Here is a 17,731-nt window from a genome sequence, read left to right as displayed (position 1 = left end):
GATCCACCAACAGAGTTGATGTTCAAAAACATTTATTGATTAACGTCTTGCATGTTCAGTTTTCAAGGTTCATTTTGTCGTGTTGTTTTGACGACTTCCATATCTTATCATCCTTTTTGCATTATTGTCAACACATTATCATAAAAAAGTAATAGGGGATTTTTTTAGTGATAATAAAAAATGAGTGGGAGCGTTGATATGATGCGGAAAACTATCATTTTTAGTAGTTTTATTTTGGTTGTTTTTTTATTACTTATACCTACGAAAGAGAAACTTTTAGAAGTTTTTAATGTAACAGATGGTCCAGATGTAATTGCAAAAGGTACTTATGGTCAAACGTTAACAATTGATGTTTCATTCGGAGATCAGGAACTGGAGCAATGGGTAAAGGTTTTGTCTCCCCCTTATCCTCTATTACTATTAGATAAGGATTGGATTAATCGTTCCCCTGCGATTTTACAATTAATTAAAGAGAAAAAGATTCCAACTGGATTATTAGGAAAAGAAAGCACATATTATGAAAGTAACCTACTGGCCTTGGAGGAAGAAATCGCTATTTATGAAAAGCATTTTGGCGTAAAGCCATTATGGTTTAGAACAAAGGACCAACTATTCCCTAGTGATATGCGTCAACATTTATGGCAAGAACAAATTAATATGCTCGGATCTACTAAAGTATGGTCGACCGATAAACTACCTATACTTGTAAAAGGAGATATTATTACTGCTCCTATGCATCAAGAAGAACGTATAAGTTTTAAAAAAATTGATGAATTGCGCGCTAAATACGAATTTTCTACTTTAGAAAAGACAATCTTTGGCTACGAAGTAAAGGATAAGAAGTTCCCTTAAGAGAGTCTTCATTCACAAGAGATAGGGATAATTATTACTTAACACTGTCTATGATTCACTAATTTTAAAAAACAAAGCATGTTATGACGTTTCAATACTATTAGTCCAATACTAATGTTTTTTCACAAAAAAAGTGATGTCCATCTATACAAGGACATCACTTTACTTATTACTTCACTTTAGATGCTTCGGCTAATCGACGTGCTTTACGACGCTCTTCCAGTTTTAATCGATCTTCATCTGACTTTGCATTATACTTCGGCAAAACCAGCAATTGGAAAGCATTAACTGCTAAAAGCGGGAATAGTAATAACGTTACGTATTCATCACCACCGTCAGTACGTACCCATAACGCGATTAACCATTCTAGAGTGGTTACAACAATCATAAAAAATAAGGCTGGAATGAGAACGTGTTTCTTTGTTAGCCTTGTCTTTTGAATAGCTGTTGCAATTGATCCTGCCAATAAGACAAGCAATAAAACTATATACAAGAGCCAATCTTGAGCAGTATGAGCATATGGTTTGAAGCGTAACAATACCAAATCAACTAACGTAACAACTATAATTAGCATTTGTACCCAATTCCATAATGTTAAAGAACGGAAAATGTTCACTCCAATTTGATGCACAGTTAAATATGCAAAGAACCCCATTTGCGCAATAACACTCATTGTAAAACCTAAAATAACAAACCAAATAATTCCTGAAAAGAACTCTGCCCATTCTCCATTAGAGAAATGCACAGCATAAAAGTCGTTCCATCTAATGAATAAACTAAAAACTCCTGTAATAGAACCACCGATCAACATTGCATTTAAGAAAAATTTAAACCAATTTCGTATCGTCACGACTAAAAGTCCTCCGTTTATAAAAACAATTTCTTGTTTCATTCTAACAACGAATCCGCAAAAAATCTATTTCTCCTGCAAATCAATACATATTACTTCGTTAATTGTGAACAATAATTGAAAGCAATATGAAGAAAGTGAGGGATTAGAATGGCCAAAAGGATCGTCTTTTCATTTTGCTTCATCGTTTTCTTGGCAGGTTGTTCTGCAAACCAACAAAATACACAGTCCTATGATGAAGTAAAGAAAATAATGCTCGATGCACTGCAATCTGAAGATGGCAAAAAAGCAATACGACAGCTTCTAGAAGATAACAGCTTTCGGGATTTAGTTATATTGGAAAATGAAGAAGTAAAAAAAGCAATTGAGGAAACATTGCTATCCAAAAAATCTGAAGAATATTGGAAGAAACAGTTTGAAGATCCAAAATTCCGTGAAACATTTGCTAAAAGTATGAAGAAGGAACAAGAAGGCGTTATGAAGGACTTAATTAAAGATGCTTCATTCCAAAAAGATCTTGAACAATTTTTTGGTCAGCCCGATATGCAAAAACAGCTCGAGAAGATTTTAAAATCAGCAAATTCAAAAGAAAATTTAGAAAAAATTATTGCTGAAACAATTGAAAGCCCACTTCTACAAGAAAAATGGCTCAAACTGATTCAATCTGCCGGTGAATCAGGTGGTGGTGGAGAGAAATCAAAGGGTGGTAAAAGTGGCGATGAGTCCAGTGGCGATAAACAGAAACAATGACAGTAATGATTAACAAAAAGAAGCGGGACCTTTTATAGGGTCCCGCTTCTTTTAGTAATTATTTTTCTTCTAATTTTCCAATTACGTTACGAGCGATATCAAGATAAATTTGACCTGTAGAATGATTTTTTGCATAAACAGATGGTGCAAAATCAACATCATTCCAGTCAGGTTGACCTAATGGAATCTGACCAAGTAATTCTGTGCGAAGTTCTTCAGCCAATTTAGGACCGCCGCCTTCGCCGAAGACGAATTCACGTTCGCCAGATACTTTTGATTGGAACCAAGACATATTTTCAATAACACCAAGGATGTTATGATCAGTTTTAATTGCCATTGCGCCTGCTCGAGCTGCTACAAACGCTGCAGTAGGATGTGGCGTTGTCACAACGATTTCATTTGATTCAGGTAGCATTTGGTGAATATCAAGTGCAATATCCCCTGTACCTGGAGGTAAGTCCAATAGTAAGTAGTCAAGCTCGCCCCACTCTACATCGCGGAAGAATTGGTCTAATACTTTTCCAAGCATTGGTCCGCGCCATACTACCGGTGCATTATCTTCAACAAAGAAGCCCATAGAAATCATTTTCACACCTAAGCGATCAACCGGAATAATACGGTTTTCTTCTACCACTGGCATTGTCTGTACACCCATCATATCAGGCACACTGAAACCATAGATATCAGCGTCAATTAGGCCGACTTTTTTGCCAAGACGTGCAAGAGCTACAGCAAGGTTAACTGATACTGTTGATTTACCTACACCGCCTTTACCTGAAGCGATTGAAATGAATTTAACATTATTAAGTGGAGATAATACATCTTGAGCTTCTGCTCTTGTAGCTGTACCACGAAATTGTTCTAAAATTTCTTGAGGAAGTTCTTCAAAACGAATACCTACAGTTTCCACTCCAGCGTTTTTCAATGCATCTACAACTTGCATTTGTAATTGCATTTGTTCTGGTGTACCAGTTTTAGCAATCGCCACTTTCACACTTACATGGTTTTTTTCTTCTTTTATTGAGACATTCGTAATACCGTTTGTTTCTGCTAATGTTTTATGTAAAAAAGGATCTTTTAGTTCTCCGACTAATTCACGGACTTGTTGTTCATTAATCACAATAGACACTCCTCTAGTAAATATCTTTTTTCGAATTTTAGTATATCACAAAGGGTATGAATTAGGTCTACGAGTTGCTTTATTCAATATTAATCTCAAAGTATTGCTCAATTCCTTGGACAATTGCATCTGCCATTTGATCTTGGTAATTCGGTGATGTAAGTAATTTTTGTTCTTCTGGATTACTGAGAAAGCCTGTCTCTATAAGTGCAGAAGGCATCGTAGCTTTTTTCAATAAATATACTTGCTTAATAGACAGCGCTTCTCGTTTTGTATTCTTCAAATTCTCTCGAATAGAAGACTGAATTTCTTTTGCCAAAAACTCACCACCGGGATGCCCATTTGCATGATAGAATACCTGTGCACCTCTCCACTTCGTTTCTGGAATTGCGTTAGCATGAATACTTATAAAGAGATCCGGTTTTTGCTTAGCTACAAGTCGTTCTCTTAAAAAAATGTCTTCTCTTTTACGTTCACGCAATGTGTTGTAACTTTGATCTGAAGCATGTTCGGCAATAACATCACCATTTTTAGTACGAGTCATAAATACAGTCGCACCTTTTTTCTTTAACTTCTTCTCTACCTTTTGCGCAATGGCAAGTGTGATATCTTTTTCAATAATATCCGCCGTAGATGCACCGCCATCTATCCCGCCATGCCCAGCATCTACTACTATTTTCACTCCACCAAGAGTTTCTGAGATGAAAAATCCCCGATCTGATGCTTTTACTCCATATACAACAAATAGTATACAACAAAGTAAAATTGTCCCTAAAATAAGCCACCGCTTCAAATAACGACACCGCCCTTTTGCATTAATATATGCCATAAGATTGGACGATATGTCGTATTGATAAGCGTATAAATATCATTTATATATAACTTCTTGTATTTTAAAACAAAAAACCGCCCCATAAAAATGGGACGGTTTGAATTCGCATAAACGAATGATTAACGTTTTGAGAATTGAGGTGCACGACGAGCGCCGCGAAGACCTGGCTTCTTACGTTCTTTCATACGTGGGTCACGAGTAAGTAGACCTGCTGATTTAAGTGCTGGACGGAAATCAGGATCAACTGTTAGTAATGCACGTGCAATACCGTGACGGATTGCGCCAGCTTGACCTGTGTATCCACCACCATTCACGTTAACGTGAATGTCGTAGCTTCCAACTGTTTCAGTTGCTACTAATGGTTGTTTAATAATTTCGCGTAAAGCAGCGAATGGGACGTAGTTTTCAACGTCGCGGTTGTTAATAACGATATTTCCTTCGCCTGGTACTAAACGTACGCGAGCTACAGAACTTTTACGACGACCTGTGCCGATATATTGAACTTGTGCCAAGGGTATTTCCTCCTCTAATGATTATCCGCGAAGCTCATATGCTTCTGGTTTTTGTGCTGCGTGTGGGTGTTCTGCTCCAGCGTATACGTGAAGTTTAGTGAACATTTGACGACCTAAAGAGTTTTTAGGAAGCATCCCTTTGATAGCTAATTCTAGCATTTGTTTTGGATATTTTTCTTTCATTTCACCTGCAGTACGAGTTTTTAAACCACCTGCAAATTGAGTGTGACGGTAATAAATTTTATCTTGTAATTTTTTACCTGTTAATTCGATTTTACCAGCGTTGATAAGGATTACGTGATCCCCAGTGTCAACGTTTGGTGTGAAAATTGCTTTATGTTTACCGCGTAAGATAGCAGCTACTTCAGAAGCTAAACGACCAAGAGTTTTGCCTTCTGCATCAACTACTAACCATTTACGCTCTACTTCGTGACCTTTAGCCATGAATGTTGTACGCATGTTAGTATCCTCCTACTAATTGTTTCTATTTTCTGTTCCAATTGTTTTCTTTATCCACAACACTATAAGATTCGGGGCTTATCGAGTGGGGTAATGAAAATACCATATGTCATATTATAACGAATAACAACTTTTGTCAAGTGCTTAACCAAAAACACCTGGTGATGTTGCTTCAGTCGTTATAGAACACAGATTCTAAGTACAATCCGTGTGGTGGCGCGGTTTTACCGGCATTTCCTCGATTCATTGAAGCAATAATTGAGGCAAGTTCATCAGCTTGGCGTTTACCAATTCCGACTTCCCATAAAGTACCTGCAATAATTCGCACCATATTATACAAAAAGCCATTTCCTTCAATTGTCATATGCAATTCCTCACCATGCCATTCAAAGTCTAACTTTGCAACAGTACGCACTTTATCTTTCACACTTGTATTGGCTGCACAAAAGCACGAAAAATCATGTGTCCCTAGAATATACTGTGCTGCTTCTTGCATAGCCATAACATTTGGCTTTACACCATTGGAAGGTGTCGCATAAAAACGTCTAAAAGGGCTCTGTACGGCTTCACACGACCAGATATAGCGATATCGCTTACCATGGACGCTAAACCTCGCGTGAAAGTCATTAGACACCTCTTCTATTTGAACAATTCGGATGTCTCTCGGCAATTGAACGTTTAATGCTTGTGCATAACGATCAAGAGGAATGGACAGTGTCGTATCAAAATGGATTACTTGGCCTGTTGCATGCACCTTAGCATCTGTTCTCCCACTTGCTGTCACCTGGACAATCTCATTTTTATGCATGACGGTAAGTACTTTCTGAAGCTCTTCTTGCACTGTACGTTTCTCAGGTTGCACTTGGTAACCTGAGAAATTCGTTCCATCATATGTGATTGTAGCTTTCATTCTTCTTTTCATCGTTATGCAGTCTCCTCATTCATTAACTACGAAGGATTATTAATAATGCTGTCATAGCTACAAGTAACAGGATCGCTAATGTATCCTTACTATCCCACTTCAGCTGGCGATAGCGTGTCCGTCCTTCTCCGCCTCGATAACCACGTACTTCCATTGCTGTTGCCAAATCCTCCGCACGCTTAAATGCACTAACGAAGAGTGGTACTAACAATGGTACTACGGCTTTAACACGTTCTTTAATTGGTCCTGTACTAAGATCAGATCCACGCGCCATTTGTGCCTTCATAATCTTATCTGTCTCATCCATTAGTGTAGGGATGAAGCGAAGCGATATTGACATCATTAGAGCTAACTCATGTACAGGTAATTTTAATTTTTTGAATGGATTCAATAGAACTTCTAATCCATCTGTAATTGAAATCGGTGAAGTTGTTAGCGTCAAAATGGATGTCATAAAGACTAATACTAAAAATCTAATAGAAATGAAAATACCTTGCTTCAAACCTTCTTCATATATACTGATAAACTTCCAGTGATAAAGCAGTTCACCTTCCTTCGTGAAGAAAATATGAAGTAAGAATGTAAATGCCATTAATATAATAACCGGCTTCAAGCCATTTATTAAGAAGTATAATTTAATCCGCGAAACAAAAATAACAAGTAGTGTAAACACAAAGAGAGCTGCATACGTCACAGGATTGTTCGCTAAAAATACGATAATGATAAATGCGAATACAAATAATAATTTCGAGCGAGGATCTAATTTATGCACGAAGGAATCCCCTGGCATAAAGCGGCCAAAAATCATTTTCTCCATCATTGACCCGCACGCTCCTCTCGAACAGCTTCCGCAATCGCTGATGCGAGCTCTTCTTCCGTTAGACAAAGCGTTGGTAACTTGCGACCGACCTTCTCTTCAAATTCTCTCTGGAAACGTACAATACGTGGAGGCTCTAGTCGATAAGCTGCCAATTGCTTAGCATTACCGAAGATTTCTTCTGGATTTCCTGTTAATACACATTTCCCTTCATGCATTATTGCAATTCGATCTGCATAACGTGCCGCATCTTCCATACTATGTGTCACAAGGATTGTCGTTAAATTTCTTTCCTTGTGTAGTTGTAGGAATAAATCCATAATTTCTTTACGACCTCGAGGATCAAGTCCAGCGGTTGGCTCATCAAGGACAATTACTTCCGGTTCCATAGCAAGTACCCCTGCAATAGCAACTCTTCGCATTTGACCACCAGATAAATCAAATGGTGATTTATCAAGTACCGTAAGTGGTAAACCTACGAGCTCGATTAGTTGCTGCGCACGTTTTGTCGCTTCGTCTTCAGAGATACCAAAGTTCATCGGACCGAAAATAATATCTTTTAAAACCGTTTCTTCAAATAACTGATGTTCGGGAAACTGAAATACAATCCCTACTTTTTGACGAACCGGTTTTAAATCCTTCGTCTTTTTACCAGCTGTAATAGTCTTGTCTCCGATTTGTATAGTACCTTCTGTAGGTTTTAAAAGGGCATTTAGATGCTGTAAAATCGTAGACTTCCCTGATCCTGTATGACCTATAATTGCTTGATAGCTACCTGAAGGAATAGCCAATTCAACATCAAATAACGCTCTCTTTTCAAATGGCGTTCCCTGTGCATAAGCATAACTTACTTTTTGAAGTTGGATGTCCATAAGTCATTCACCAGCTCTTCTTCTGTCATGTGCTCGCCTAGAAGCTTTACACCATTTTGTTTCAAAAGCTTTGTTAGCTTCATAGCAAATGGTAAATCTAATCCAAGCTCTACTAATTGGTCGCCTAAAGCGAAAATTTCAGATGGTGTTCCTTCAGCAAATTTCTTGCCACCATTCATAAATAACATACGATCAGCTAATATAGCTTCTTCTAAATCATGTGTAATTGATAGGACCGTTAAACCAGTCTCTTCACGTAATGCTTGTACAGTAGCAAGTACTTCAGCACGACCTTGAGGATCGAGCATTGATGTCGCTTCATCCAAAATCAGTAATCTCGGTTTTAGTGCAAGTGCACCTGCAATTGCCACACGTTGCTTTTGACCACCTGATAGATGCTGTGGCTCATGATTTAAAAACTGATCCATCTTTACCTGTTTCAATGCCTCATGTACACGTTTAACCATTTCTTCATATGGTATACCGTTGTTTTCAAGTGCGAAAGCAACATCATCCTGTACAGTCGCTCCAACAAACTGATTATCAGGATTTTGGAATACCATACCCATTTGAGATCTTATATCCCAAAGATTTTCTTCTGTTAATGACTGATTCAAAACCTTAATCGTTCCTTCTTGTGGGAACAATAAGCCGTTCATAAGGCGCGCGATAGTTGATTTGCCAGATCCGTTGTGACCAACAATCGCAATCCATTCGCCCTCATGCACAGTAAATGACACGTCTTCAACCGCGTTCTTAATATCCGGTTCATCCGGGGAATATGTAAATGTGATGTGTTCCAGTGATAAGATTTCATCCATATGCTCAAACTCCTCTCGCTCAACTTCGCTCCGCTGTTCTCTCTAACTTACACTGTTTTATGTATGAATACTAGCTGAAAAGATTCTAGATTAGAAAAATACGACTTTTGCTTATAACGGCGAAAGTCGATTCTCTTCATTGCTAATATTTAGTGGACATGAGCTAGGGCTCTTCCAAATTAAATAAAAAAGCGCGCACCCCATTCAGAGAAATGCGCTTTGTTTCGTATCTCCGTTCTTAAAGTTGCTCAGACCTTAAGAGTGAATGAGGTGCGTAGAGCTAAACGAGACGGCACTTATGTCCGCTCATCATAACACTCTGCTTTTAAATTTGTCGTATAAATCTTAATTCTAATTTTTAAAAAAAGAGGGTGCAGTTCAAATAGCTATGAACCAAACACCCTCCTCCGCATCGTATGATTAAACTAGTTCAATCACAACTACAGGCGCACCGTCACCGCGGCGAGGTCCCATTTTCATAATGCGTGTATAACCGCCTTGGCGTTCAGCGTAGCGTGGTGCTACATCATCGAACAATTTTTGCAAAGCGTAAACTGTTGATTCATTGCCTTCAGCGTCAGTTGTAGTAGCTAATTCACGACGAATAAATGTAGCTGCTTGACGACGAGCATGCAAGTCTCCGCGTTTGCCTAAAGTAATCATTTTCTCAACAACCGAACGTAATTCTTTAGCACGAGTTTCTGTTGTTTCAATGCGCTCATTGATGATTAAGTCAGTAGCTAAATCGCGTAACATCGCTTTACGTTGAGAACTTGTACGTCCAAGTTTTCTGTAACCCATGGATGTTTCCCTCCTTTGTTCAATAACTGATCAGTCTTTTATATAAAAGTTCGCTTAGTCTTCTTCGCGTAACCCTAAACCAAGCTCTTCTAACTTCGCTTTTACTTCTTCTAATGATTTACGTCCTAGGTTACGAACTTTCATCATGTCGTCCTCAGACTTGTTAGCAAGTTCAAGAACAGTGTTGATACCTGCTCGTTTTAAACAGTTGTAAGAACGCACAGAAAGATCAAGCTCTTCGATAGTCATCTCTAAGACTTTTTCTTTTTGGTCTTCTTCTTTTTCAACCATGATTTCAGCAGTTTGTGCCTCGTCTGTTAAACCAACGAAGATATTTAAGTGCTCGGTTAATATTTTTGCTCCGAGCGAAATCGCCTCTTTAGGACCGATGCTACCATCTGTCCATACATCAAGAGAAAGTTTATCGAAATCAGACGATTGTCCAACACGAGTGTTTTCTACTTGGAAGTTGACGCGTGAAACTGGAGTGTAAATAGAGTCGATCGGGATCACGCCAATTGGAAGATCCTCGCGTTTGTTTTGATCAGCAGGAGTGTAACCACGTCCACGTTGCGCATACATACGCATACGAAGATGACCATTTTTAGCAATAGTTGCAATATATAGATCTGGGTTTAACACTTCAACGTCACTGTCATGCGTAATATCCGCAGCAGTTACTACTCCGTCACCTTTGAAATCTATTTCAATGACTTTTTCTTCATCAGAATAGATTTTTAAAGCTAGCTTTTTAATGTTCAAAATAATTGATGCAACATCTTCTACAACGCCCTCAATAGTAGAGAATTCGTGTAGTACGCCGTCAATTTGGATTGAAGTAACAGCAGCTCCTGGTAAAGAAGACAGAAGGATACGACGTAAAGAATTTCCCAAAGTGTTTCCATATCCACGTTCAAGTGGTTCTACAACAAACTTGCCGTATTTGGCATCATCGCTGATCTCAACGGTTTCAATCTTTGGTTTTTCAATTTCGATCATTCAAATTTACCCTCCTTCAAAACATCGAATGTATGATTTTTATTTCCTACATAAAATCGAATGTCTAATCAATCATGTGTCTGCACAATTCAGTTTGTACAAGAAATGAGATTCTCAATCAATAGATTGAGATTCATCAATTATACACGACGACGTTTTGGTGGGCGGCAACCGTTATGTGGAACTGGAGTTACATCTTTAATTGCTGTAACGTCTAAACCTGCAGATTGAAGTGCACGAATAGCAGCTTCACGACCTGCACCAGGACCCTTAACAGTTACTTCTAAAGTTTTTAAACCATGCTCGATTGATGTTTTAGCAGCAGTTTCAGCAGCCATTTGTGCAGCAAAAGGAGTTGATTTACGAGAACCACGGAATCCTAAAGCACCTGCACTTGACCAAGAAACAGCGTTACCTTGCATGTCAGTGATGGTTACAATTGTATTATTAAATGTAGAACGGATGTGAGCAATACCAGATTCGATATTCTTTTTCACACGACGTTTACGAGATTGTTGTTTACGTGCCATGTTAAGAAGAAACCTCCTTTACCGATTATTTTTTCTTGTTCGCTACAGTTTTACGAGGACCTTTACGCGTACGCGCATTGTTCTTCGTATTTTGACCGCGAACAGGTAAACCGCGACGGTGACGGATACCACGGAAAGATCCGATTTCCATCAAGCGTTTAATGTTAAGAGAGATCTCACGACGAAGATCACCTTCTAATTTATAAGTGTCTAATTGTTCACGGATTTTGTTAAGTTCGTCTTCAGTAAGATCGCGAACTCGAGTACTTTCAGAAACACCTGCTCCAGCAAGAACTTGCTTAGCAGTAGTGTTACCTACTCCGTAAATGTAAGTTAATGAAATTACAACGCGTTTGTCGCGAGGAATGTCAACACCAGCAATACGTGCCATATACGTTGTGCACCTCCTTCAAATTAACCTTGTTTTTGTTTGTGTTTAGGATTTTCACAGATTACCATTACTTTACCGCGTCGGCGAATAACTTTACATTTTTCGCAGATCGGTTTCACAGATGGTCTCACTTTCATCTAACCTAACCTCCTTAGTGGTCCGGAGTGCAAAAGATTATTTAAAACGGTATGTGATACGACCGCGAGTTAAGTCATATGGAGATAACTCAATAGTTACTTTATCTCCAGGCAAGATGCGAATAAAGTGCATACGAATTTTGCCCGATACATGAGCAAGAACTGTATGACCATTTTCTAATTCTACCTTAAACATCGCGTTTGGCAAAGTCTCAACAACTGTGCCTTCGATTTCAATTACATCGTCTTTCGCCATCGACCCTGTCTCCCTTCTATATGCAATTCAGGTTCCCATCTTCAAATCAAACGGAATTTGCTTCAAGTTTTTTTCTTTCATGAAAGAAACGACTCGTCTCAACATATGTTTGGATTGTATGAGAGATGTTCGAAAGACGCTCATCAGGTTTCGCTTCTTACAACCCATGGAATTGACTTTCCGTTTGAACCTTGTTTCCCTCATGTCAACATGACCATCCGGAATTGCCTTGGATAAGATCCTTCCATACCCGTTTGCACAGATGCTTCCACGAAACCCATTATACCCTTTCAGAACTATGATTGCATCAAGGACAAAGGGTATCCCGTATACCGATACATCTAATTCATCAGTGCATAGACCGGGCACAATATGCTTTTGCAGCTCTCGAAAATACATTTCCGTTGCTACCGCATACTCCCCGCGGAGGCAGTTATCTGCACCCGGGATTCGGGTATTAGTTGCGGCTGCCCTGTAATAGAGCATCTACGTCAGCAAAAACATCTGAGATATCTTGCTGTCCGTTGATATTTGTTAACACGTTTTTATCTTGATAAAAATCAAGTAAAGGTTGTGTTTGTTTGATATTCACTTCCAGGCGATTAGAAACCGTTTCTGGATTATCGTCAGCTCTTTGATAAAGTTCTCCTCCGTCTTTATCACAAATGCCTTCCTCTTTAGAAGGATTAAACACTAAGTGATAAGCAGAGCCACATACTTTACAGATACGACGACCTGTTAAACGTTTAATCAACTCTTCTTGTTCTACTTGAATATTTACTACATATTCTATTTTCTTACCAAGATCAGATAAAATATTATCTAACGCATCAGCTTGTTCAATAGTACGTGGAAAACCATCTAGTAGGAAGCCTTGATCACAATCAGGTTGGCTTAAGCGCTCGCGAACGATACCAATCGTTACTTCATCTGGTACAAGTGCACCTTTATCAATAAACGATTTCGCTAAAAGACCTAATTCCGTACCACCTTTAATAGCTGCACGGAACATATCGCCTGTAGAAATATGAGGGATTGCGTACTTCTCAACAATTTTATCTGCTTGAGTGCCTTTACCAGCACCAGGCAAACCCATCAAAACGATATTCATACGGAGAGAGCCCCCTCAAGTTATTGTGAAGGTTCAAGGAACGAAAATCGTCCCTAGAAACCAACATTATTTCATGAAACCTTTGTAGTGGCGTTTCACAAGTTGTGATTCTAATTGTTTCATCGTTTCCAGTGCAACACCGACAACGATTAGTAGACTAGTACCGCCAATTTGTGCCGACGATGGAAGCTTCGCAACATTAATGAAAATGATTGGAAGAATCGCAACAAGCGACAAGAAGATCGCACCTACAAACGTTAAGCGATATAAAACAGTTGTTAGATAATCTTGAGTGCTTTTACCTGGGCGAATACCCGGGATATAGGCACCTTGCTTTTTCAAATTATCTGCAACTTTTTCAGGATTCACTTGAACGAACGCATAGAAATATGCAAACGCAACAATTAACGCTACATAAATGATCATCCCAACTGGTTGAGAATAATCGAACGTTCTTTCAATGAACTGAGTTGCTTTATTATCTCCAAAGAAAGTTGCAATTGTTCTTGGCGTTACGATAAACGCAACAGCAAAGATTACTGGGATAACCCCAGCCGCATTTACTTTCAATGGTAAATGAGATTGTTGTGCACCTCTTTGAGCACCAGCACGTTTTGCATATTGAATAGGAATTTTACGCAACGCTTGTTGAACGTAAATGACACCTACAACAATCGCAAGAGCGGCCAATACAATAAGAGCCATCACGATTATACGGATGAATAATTGCTCTCCCGCATTCTCGAATTGTGAAGCATAAATTTGATTCACAGTGTTTGGCAATGCAGCTACGATACCTGCGAAGATGATAATGGAAATACCATTCCCAACACCTTTTTCAGTAATTTGCTCACCTAACCAAAGTAAAAATGCAGTACCAGCAGTTAACACAATCGCAATTGTTAAGTACGTCATAACACCCTCATCTTTAATCAATGAACCGCCGTACATACGGTTAAAACCGTAAGACATTGCGATTGATTGAATAAATGCAAGGATAATTGCGAAGTAACGTGTAAATTGAGCGATTTTACGTCGACCAACTTCACCTTGTTTTGACCACTCGGTGAACTTTTGGACAACATCCATTTGCAATAGCTGAACTATAATTGAAGCCGTAATGTATGGCATTATACCCATAGCAAAAATCGAGAAGTTTGACAAAGCTCCCCCACCAAATGTATTTAAGAAACCAACTAAACTATATTGATCAGTGGCTTTTAATACATTAGCGTCGACGTTTGGTACCGGTATAAACGTTCCAAGACGGAATACGACCAACATCAAAAGAGTGAAAATGATTTTATTTCTAATATCTCTCACGCGCATAAAGTTAGAGATTGTTTGAAACATTAAATCACCTCGATTTGTCCGCCAGCATTCTCAATTGCTTCTTTAGCAGAACCTGAGAATTTATGAGCTTTAACAGTAAGCTTTTTCTCAAGAGTTCCATTACCTAGAACTTTGATTCCAGCTTTCTCGTTGCTCACAACACCAGTTTCAATTAATAAAGCTGGTGTTACTTCTGTGCCGTCTTCAAAACGATTTAAAGCGTCAAGGTTTACGATAGCGTATTCTTTACGATTAATGTTCGTAAATCCACGTTTAGGTAAACGACGGAACAATGGGTTTTGACCGCCTTCAAATCCTGGACGAACGCCGCCGCCAGAACGAGCTTTTTGACCTTTATGCCCTCTACCAGAAGTTTTACCGTTACCAGAACCGATACCACGACCTACGCGGTTACGTTCTTTACGTGAACCTAAAGCTGGTTCTAACTCATGAAGTTTCATTTGGGTGGCACCTCCTTGTTATTGATTTTTGAATTAAATCTCTGTAACAGTAACTAAATGTGCTACTTTTGTGATCGCACCGCGAACAGCCACATTATCTGGATGTTCAACAGTATGATTTACTTTACGTAAGCCAAGCGCTTCGATTGTTTTACGTTGAGCAGGTTTAGTACCGATTAAACTTTTAGTAAGGGTAATTTGTAGTTTAGTTGACATATTATTTCCCCCCTTAACCTAATAGTTCTTCTACTGATTTACCGCGAAGTTTTGCAACTTCTTCAGCATGTTTAAGTTCAGATAAACCTCTAACAGTAGCGCGAACCATGTTAATTGGCGTATTTGAACCAAGTGATTTTGAAAGAATATCAGTGATACCAGCAAGCTCTAATACAGCACGAACTGGTCCACCAGCGATAACTCCTGTACCAGGAGCAGCAGGTTTAATCATGATGTTACCTGCACCGAAGCGACCCATGATTAAGTGTGGTGTTGTACCACCAACACGTGGAACTTCGATCAAGTTTTTCTTCGCATCTTCTACTGCTTTGCGAATTGCATCAGGTACTTCCTGAGCTTTACCTGTACCGAAACCAACATGGCCATTACGGTCTCCAACCACTACTAGTGCAGTGAAGCGGAAACGACGTCCACCTTTAACAACTTTAGCAACGCGGTTGATCGTAACAACGCGTTCTTCAAGTTCTAGTTTGTTTGCGTCAATGCGACTCATGAAATGTGTACCTCCTTCTTATTAAAATTCTAAACCATTTGCACGTGCAGCTTCAGCTAAAGCTTTAACACGTCCATGATATAAGTAACCACCACGGTCAAATACAACAGCTTTGATGTTTTTTTCCGCAGCGCCTTTAGCGATAGTTTCACCGATTTTTGTAGCAGCTTCTAAATTACCAGCAGTTCCTTCAAACTCTTTATCCATAGTTGAAGCACTTACTAGTGTTAGGCCTTTAGAATCATCGATAATTTGTGCGTAAATGTGTTTGTTTGAACGGAATACGTTTAAACGTGGACATTCAGCAGTACCAGTAATTTTAGAACGCACGCGCGCATGACGTTTTTTACGAACTTGATTCTTATCTTGTTTCGTAATCACAGAGGTCACTCCTTTCTAATGCTTTAAGCAGCATTATTTACCTGTTTTACCTTCTTTACGACGAACGAATTCGCCTTCATAACGGATCCCTTTACCTTTATAAGGCTCTGGTGGACGCACTTGACGAATGTTAGAAGCAAGTGCTCCAACACGTTCTTTGCTAATCCCTTTAACGATAACTTTAGTGTTTGAAGGAACTTCTACAGTTACTCCCTCTTCAGGTGTGAACTCAACAGGATGTGAGTAACCTACGTTCAATACAAGTTTAGTTCCTTGTAATTGAGCACGGTAACCTACACCAACTAATTCAAGTGCACGTTCAAATCCTTCAGAAACACCAGTAATCATGTTTGCTAAAAGAGCACGAGTTGTACCATGGTTAGTACGGTGGTCTTTTGACTCAGAAGGACGAGATACTGTAATCACGTTACCTTCTTGTTCAATTTTCATATCTTTGTTAAAAGAGCGAACAAGTTCACCTTTTGGTCCTTTAACAGTTACTGTGTTGTCAGCAGCGACAGTTACAGTTACAGTAGCAGGTACCTCGATTGGTTTTTTACCTACGCGAGACATTTATGTTGCACCTCCATTCTTTTGTTGCTAATTACCAAACGTAAGCTAAGATTTCTCCGCCAACTTGTTTAGCGCGAGCTTCTTTATCAGTTAATAAACCGTTTGAAGTTGAAACTAAAGCGATTCCTAGTCCGTTCAACACTTTAGGTACTTCGTTAGTTTTCGCATAAACGCGTAAACCTGGTTTAGAAATACGTTTTAATCCTGTAATAACACGTTCGTTTTCTTGGCCATATTTTAAGAAGATACGGATGATACCTTGTTTGTCATCTTCTACATACTCAACGTCACGTACAAAACCTTCACGCTTAAGAATTTCAGCGATCTCTTTTTTGATATTAGAAGCCGGAACCTCTAATTTCTCGTGACGGACCATGTTAGCATTACGAATGCGTGTAAGCATATCTGCAATCGGATCTGTCATTGTCATTACATTTACCTCCTTCCCAAATTAGGGGATTACCAGCTGGCTTTTTTCACGCCAGGAATTTGTCCCTTATATGCAAGTTCTCGGAAACAAATACGGCAAAGTTTAAATTTGCGGTATACAGAGTGTGGACGCCCACAGCGTTCACAACGAGTGTATTCTTGCACTTTAAACTTTTGCGTGCGTTGTTGTTTAACGATCATTGATTTTTTAGCCACGTTTTCGCCCTCCTTGTTTTATTACTTTTGGAACGGCATACCGAATTGAGTTAGTAACTCGCGAGCTTCTTCATCAGAGTTCGCAGTAGTTACGATAACGATATCCATACCGCGTACTTTAGAAACTTTATCGTAGTCGATTTCTGGGAAGATTAATTGCTCTTTAATACCAAGAGTATAGTTACCGCGACCGTCAAATGCTTTTTTAGAAACACCACGGAAGTCACGTACACGTGGAAGAGAAACAGCGATTAGTTTATCCAAGAAGTCATACATACGCTCACCGCGTAATGTAACTTTCGCACCGATTGGCATTCCTTCACGAAGACGGAAACCTGCGATAGATTTTTTAGCTTTAGTAATAACAGGTTTTTGACCTGTAATTAATGCTAATTCTTCAACAGCTGAGTCAAGAACTTTAGAGTTTTGAACTGCGTCACCAACACCCATGTTAATAACGATTTTGTCAACTTTAGGAACTTGCATAACTGATGTATATTCAAACTTGCTCATAAGAGCAGGTGAAACCTCGTTTACAAATTTTTCTTTTAGGCGGCTCATGTGTTTGTACCTCCCT

At 39.0% G+C, this 17,731-nt stretch carries 27 protein-coding genes; 2 read left to right on the top strand and 25 right to left on the bottom strand.

Features of this window, described 5'->3' with window-relative positions:
• The first annotated feature begins 198 nt into the window (after positions 1-198).
• Positions 199-852: a hypothetical protein gene (locus BK137_RS14370; RefSeq protein ID WP_038179144.1), complete on the top strand. Its 654-nt coding sequence runs from the start codon at positions 199-201 to the stop codon at positions 850-852.
• A 169-nt stretch (positions 853-1,021) separates the two neighbouring features.
• On the opposite strand, the gene BK137_RS14365 is transcribed toward BK137_RS14370, so the two are convergent.
• Complete coding sequence (locus BK137_RS14365; RefSeq protein WP_038179191.1) at positions 1,022-1,702, bottom strand: KinB-signaling pathway activation protein; 681 nt, start codon at positions 1,700-1,702, stop codon at positions 1,022-1,024.
• 150 nt (positions 1,703-1,852) lie between these two features.
• Between BK137_RS14365 and gerD the strand changes: the two genes are divergently transcribed.
• Positions 1,853-2,452, top strand: a complete 600-nt coding sequence (gene gerD / locus BK137_RS14360) for a spore germination lipoprotein GerD (RefSeq protein WP_038179142.1) — start codon at positions 1,853-1,855, stop codon at positions 2,450-2,452.
• Positions 2,453-2,510: 58 nt separating this feature from the next.
• Here gerD and BK137_RS14355 read toward each other — a convergent pair whose 3' ends face one another.
• The 24 genes from BK137_RS14355 to rplE all read right to left on the bottom strand — a co-directional run bounded on the left by BK137_RS14355 (position 2,511) and on the right by rplE (position 17,715).
• Entirely contained in the window at positions 2,511-3,572 is a 1,062-nt protein-coding gene (locus BK137_RS14355; RefSeq protein ID WP_038179140.1) for an Mrp/NBP35 family ATP-binding protein, read from the bottom strand.
• 79 nt (positions 3,573-3,651) lie between these two features.
• Positions 3,652-4,365 (bottom strand): N-acetylmuramoyl-L-alanine amidase, encoded by a 714-nt coding sequence (locus tag BK137_RS14350; RefSeq protein WP_038179138.1) that lies wholly within the window; start codon positions 4,363-4,365, stop codon positions 3,652-3,654.
• A gap of 158 nt (positions 4,366-4,523) precedes the next feature.
• Positions 4,524-4,916: a 30S ribosomal protein S9 gene (gene rpsI / locus BK137_RS14345; RefSeq protein WP_038179136.1), complete on the bottom strand. Its 393-nt coding sequence runs from the start codon at positions 4,914-4,916 to the stop codon at positions 4,524-4,526.
• A gap of 21 nt (positions 4,917-4,937) precedes the next feature.
• A complete protein-coding gene (gene rplM, locus BK137_RS14340; protein ID WP_038179134.1) occupies positions 4,938-5,375 on the bottom strand; it encodes a 50S ribosomal protein L13 in 438 nt (145 codons plus the stop codon).
• Positions 5,376-5,547: 172 nt separating this feature from the next.
• Positions 5,548-6,297, bottom strand: coding sequence for a tRNA pseudouridine(38-40) synthase TruA (gene truA, locus BK137_RS14335; RefSeq protein WP_038179132.1), 750 nt, complete (start codon positions 6,295-6,297; stop codon positions 5,548-5,550).
• Positions 6,298-6,319: 22 nt separating this feature from the next.
• Entirely contained in the window at positions 6,320-7,117 is a 798-nt protein-coding gene (locus BK137_RS14330) for an energy-coupling factor transporter transmembrane component T family protein (protein ID WP_038179130.1), read from the bottom strand.
• A complete protein-coding gene (locus tag BK137_RS14325) occupies positions 7,114-7,986 on the bottom strand; it encodes an energy-coupling factor ABC transporter ATP-binding protein (RefSeq protein ID WP_038179129.1) in 873 nt (290 codons plus the stop codon). The genes BK137_RS14330 and BK137_RS14325 overlap by 4 nt, the downstream gene beginning before the upstream one ends.
• Complete coding sequence (locus tag BK137_RS14320) at positions 7,962-8,807, bottom strand: energy-coupling factor ABC transporter ATP-binding protein (protein ID WP_038179127.1); 846 nt, start codon at positions 8,805-8,807, stop codon at positions 7,962-7,964. The genes BK137_RS14325 and BK137_RS14320 overlap by 25 nt, the downstream gene beginning before the upstream one ends.
• 420 nt (positions 8,808-9,227) lie before the next feature.
• Positions 9,228-9,608, bottom strand: coding sequence for a 50S ribosomal protein L17 (gene rplQ / locus BK137_RS14315; RefSeq protein ID WP_038179125.1), 381 nt, complete (start codon positions 9,606-9,608; stop codon positions 9,228-9,230).
• Positions 9,609-9,662: 54 nt separating this feature from the next.
• On the bottom strand, positions 9,663-10,607 hold the full coding sequence (locus BK137_RS14310; protein WP_038179123.1) for a DNA-directed RNA polymerase subunit alpha: 945 nt from the start codon (positions 10,605-10,607) through the stop codon (positions 9,663-9,665).
• Between the two features lie 140 nt (positions 10,608-10,747).
• Positions 10,748-11,137 (bottom strand): 30S ribosomal protein S11, encoded by a 390-nt coding sequence (gene rpsK / locus BK137_RS14305; protein ID WP_038179122.1) that lies wholly within the window; start codon positions 11,135-11,137, stop codon positions 10,748-10,750.
• Between the two features lie 25 nt (positions 11,138-11,162).
• Positions 11,163-11,528: a 30S ribosomal protein S13 gene (gene rpsM / locus BK137_RS14300; protein WP_038179120.1), complete on the bottom strand. Its 366-nt coding sequence runs from the start codon at positions 11,526-11,528 to the stop codon at positions 11,163-11,165.
• Between the two features lie 23 nt (positions 11,529-11,551).
• Positions 11,552-11,665 carry a 50S ribosomal protein L36 gene (gene rpmJ, locus BK137_RS14295; RefSeq protein WP_000868344.1) on the bottom strand — a complete coding sequence of 38 codons (114 nt, stop codon included), beginning with the start codon at positions 11,663-11,665 and terminating at the stop codon, positions 11,552-11,554.
• 37 nt (positions 11,666-11,702) lie between these two features.
• Entirely contained in the window at positions 11,703-11,921 is a 219-nt protein-coding gene (gene infA, locus BK137_RS14290; protein ID WP_038179110.1) for a translation initiation factor IF-1, read from the bottom strand.
• Positions 11,922-12,378: 457 nt separating this feature from the next.
• Complete coding sequence (locus BK137_RS14280; RefSeq protein WP_038179106.1) at positions 12,379-13,032, bottom strand: adenylate kinase; 654 nt, start codon at positions 13,030-13,032, stop codon at positions 12,379-12,381.
• Between the two features lie 66 nt (positions 13,033-13,098).
• Entirely contained in the window at positions 13,099-14,385 is a 1,287-nt protein-coding gene (gene secY, locus BK137_RS14275; protein ID WP_038179104.1) for a preprotein translocase subunit SecY, read from the bottom strand.
• Positions 14,385-14,825: a 50S ribosomal protein L15 gene (gene rplO / locus BK137_RS14270; protein ID WP_038179103.1), complete on the bottom strand. Its 441-nt coding sequence runs from the start codon at positions 14,823-14,825 to the stop codon at positions 14,385-14,387. The genes secY and rplO overlap by 1 nt, the downstream gene beginning before the upstream one ends.
• 33 nt (positions 14,826-14,858) lie before the next feature.
• A complete protein-coding gene (gene rpmD / locus BK137_RS14265; protein ID WP_038179101.1) occupies positions 14,859-15,041 on the bottom strand; it encodes a 50S ribosomal protein L30 in 183 nt (60 codons plus the stop codon).
• Positions 15,042-15,054: 13 nt separating this feature from the next.
• Complete coding sequence (rpsE, locus tag BK137_RS14260; protein ID WP_038179099.1) at positions 15,055-15,555, bottom strand: 30S ribosomal protein S5; 501 nt, start codon at positions 15,553-15,555, stop codon at positions 15,055-15,057.
• A 21-nt stretch (positions 15,556-15,576) separates the two neighbouring features.
• Positions 15,577-15,936: a 50S ribosomal protein L18 gene (gene rplR / locus BK137_RS14255; protein ID WP_038179097.1), complete on the bottom strand. Its 360-nt coding sequence runs from the start codon at positions 15,934-15,936 to the stop codon at positions 15,577-15,579.
• A gap of 33 nt (positions 15,937-15,969) precedes the next feature.
• Positions 15,970-16,509, bottom strand: coding sequence for a 50S ribosomal protein L6 (rplF, locus tag BK137_RS14250; RefSeq protein WP_038179095.1), 540 nt, complete (start codon positions 16,507-16,509; stop codon positions 15,970-15,972).
• A gap of 31 nt (positions 16,510-16,540) precedes the next feature.
• The gene (gene rpsH, locus BK137_RS14245; protein ID WP_038179093.1) at positions 16,541-16,939 is read right to left on the bottom strand and encodes a 30S ribosomal protein S8; all 399 of its coding nucleotides are present in this window, start codon (positions 16,937-16,939) and stop codon (positions 16,541-16,543) included.
• A gap of 29 nt (positions 16,940-16,968) precedes the next feature.
• Complete coding sequence (rpsN, locus tag BK137_RS14240; protein WP_008406949.1) at positions 16,969-17,154, bottom strand: 30S ribosomal protein S14; 186 nt, start codon at positions 17,152-17,154, stop codon at positions 16,969-16,971.
• Between the two features lie 21 nt (positions 17,155-17,175).
• Positions 17,176-17,715, bottom strand: coding sequence for a 50S ribosomal protein L5 (gene rplE, locus BK137_RS14235; RefSeq protein ID WP_038179089.1), 540 nt, complete (start codon positions 17,713-17,715; stop codon positions 17,176-17,178).
• Positions 17,716-17,731 lie beyond the last annotated feature (16 nt).

Origin of the sequence: Viridibacillus arenosi (assembly GCF_001955655.1) — a bacterium.
Classification (GTDB): domain Bacteria; phylum Bacillota; class Bacilli; order Bacillales_A; family Planococcaceae; genus Viridibacillus; species Viridibacillus arenosi.
The sequence above is the reverse complement of the archived record's forward strand: the minus strand, read 5'-3'. Positions and strand labels throughout refer to the sequence as shown.

Bases quoted from the DNA above. Each gene is read 5' to 3' on its own strand.
- rpmJ (WP_000868344.1), bottom strand. From the start codon at position 11,665: ATGAAAGTGAGACCATCTGTGAAACCGATCTGCGAAAAATGTAAAGTT.
- rplF (WP_038179095.1), bottom strand. From the start codon at position 16,509: ATGTCTCGCGTAGGTAAAAAACCAATCGAGGTACCTGCTACTGTAACT.
- BK137_RS14320 (WP_038179127.1), bottom strand. From the start codon at position 8,807: ATGGATGAAATCTTATCACTGGAACACATCACATTTACATATTCCCCG.
- rpsH (WP_038179093.1), bottom strand. From the start codon at position 16,939: ATGACAATGACAGATCCGATTGCAGATATGCTTACACGCATTCGTAAT.
- infA (WP_038179110.1), bottom strand. From the start codon at position 11,921: ATGGCGAAAGACGATGTAATTGAAATCGAAGGCACAGTTGTTGAGACT.
- rpsK (WP_038179122.1), bottom strand. From the start codon at position 11,137: ATGGCACGTAAACAACAATCTCGTAAACGTCGTGTGAAAAAGAATATC.
- BK137_RS14370 (WP_038179144.1), top strand. From the start codon at position 199: ATGATGCGGAAAACTATCATTTTTAGTAGTTTTATTTTGGTTGTTTTT.
- secY (WP_038179104.1), bottom strand. From the start codon at position 14,385: ATGTTTCAAACAATCTCTAACTTTATGCGCGTGAGAGATATTAGAAAT.
- truA (WP_038179132.1), bottom strand. From the start codon at position 6,297: ATGAAAAGAAGAATGAAAGCTACAATCACATATGATGGAACGAATTTC.
- rplE (WP_038179089.1), bottom strand. From the start codon at position 17,715: ATGAGCCGCCTAAAAGAAAAATTTGTAAACGAGGTTTCACCTGCTCTT.
- rpsE (WP_038179099.1), bottom strand. From the start codon at position 15,555: ATGAGTCGCATTGACGCAAACAAACTAGAACTTGAAGAACGCGTTGTT.
- rplO (WP_038179103.1), bottom strand. From the start codon at position 14,825: ATGAAACTTCATGAGTTAGAACCAGCTTTAGGTTCACGTAAAGAACGT.
- rpsM (WP_038179120.1), bottom strand. From the start codon at position 11,528: ATGGCACGTATTGCTGGTGTTGACATTCCTCGCGACAAACGCGTTGTA.
- rplM (WP_038179134.1), bottom strand. From the start codon at position 5,375: ATGCGTACAACATTCATGGCTAAAGGTCACGAAGTAGAGCGTAAATGG.
- BK137_RS14330 (WP_038179130.1), bottom strand. From the start codon at position 7,117: ATGATGGAGAAAATGATTTTTGGCCGCTTTATGCCAGGGGATTCCTTC.
- gerD (WP_038179142.1), top strand. From the start codon at position 1,853: ATGGCCAAAAGGATCGTCTTTTCATTTTGCTTCATCGTTTTCTTGGCA.
- rpmD (WP_038179101.1), bottom strand. From the start codon at position 15,041: ATGTCAACTAAACTACAAATTACCCTTACTAAAAGTTTAATCGGTACT.
- BK137_RS14280 (WP_038179106.1), bottom strand. From the start codon at position 13,032: ATGAATATCGTTTTGATGGGTTTGCCTGGTGCTGGTAAAGGCACTCAA.
- BK137_RS14310 (WP_038179123.1), bottom strand. From the start codon at position 10,607: ATGATCGAAATTGAAAAACCAAAGATTGAAACCGTTGAGATCAGCGAT.
- rplQ (WP_038179125.1), bottom strand. From the start codon at position 9,608: ATGGGTTACAGAAAACTTGGACGTACAAGTTCTCAACGTAAAGCGATG.
- BK137_RS14325 (WP_038179129.1), bottom strand. From the start codon at position 7,986: ATGGACATCCAACTTCAAAAAGTAAGTTATGCTTATGCACAGGGAACG.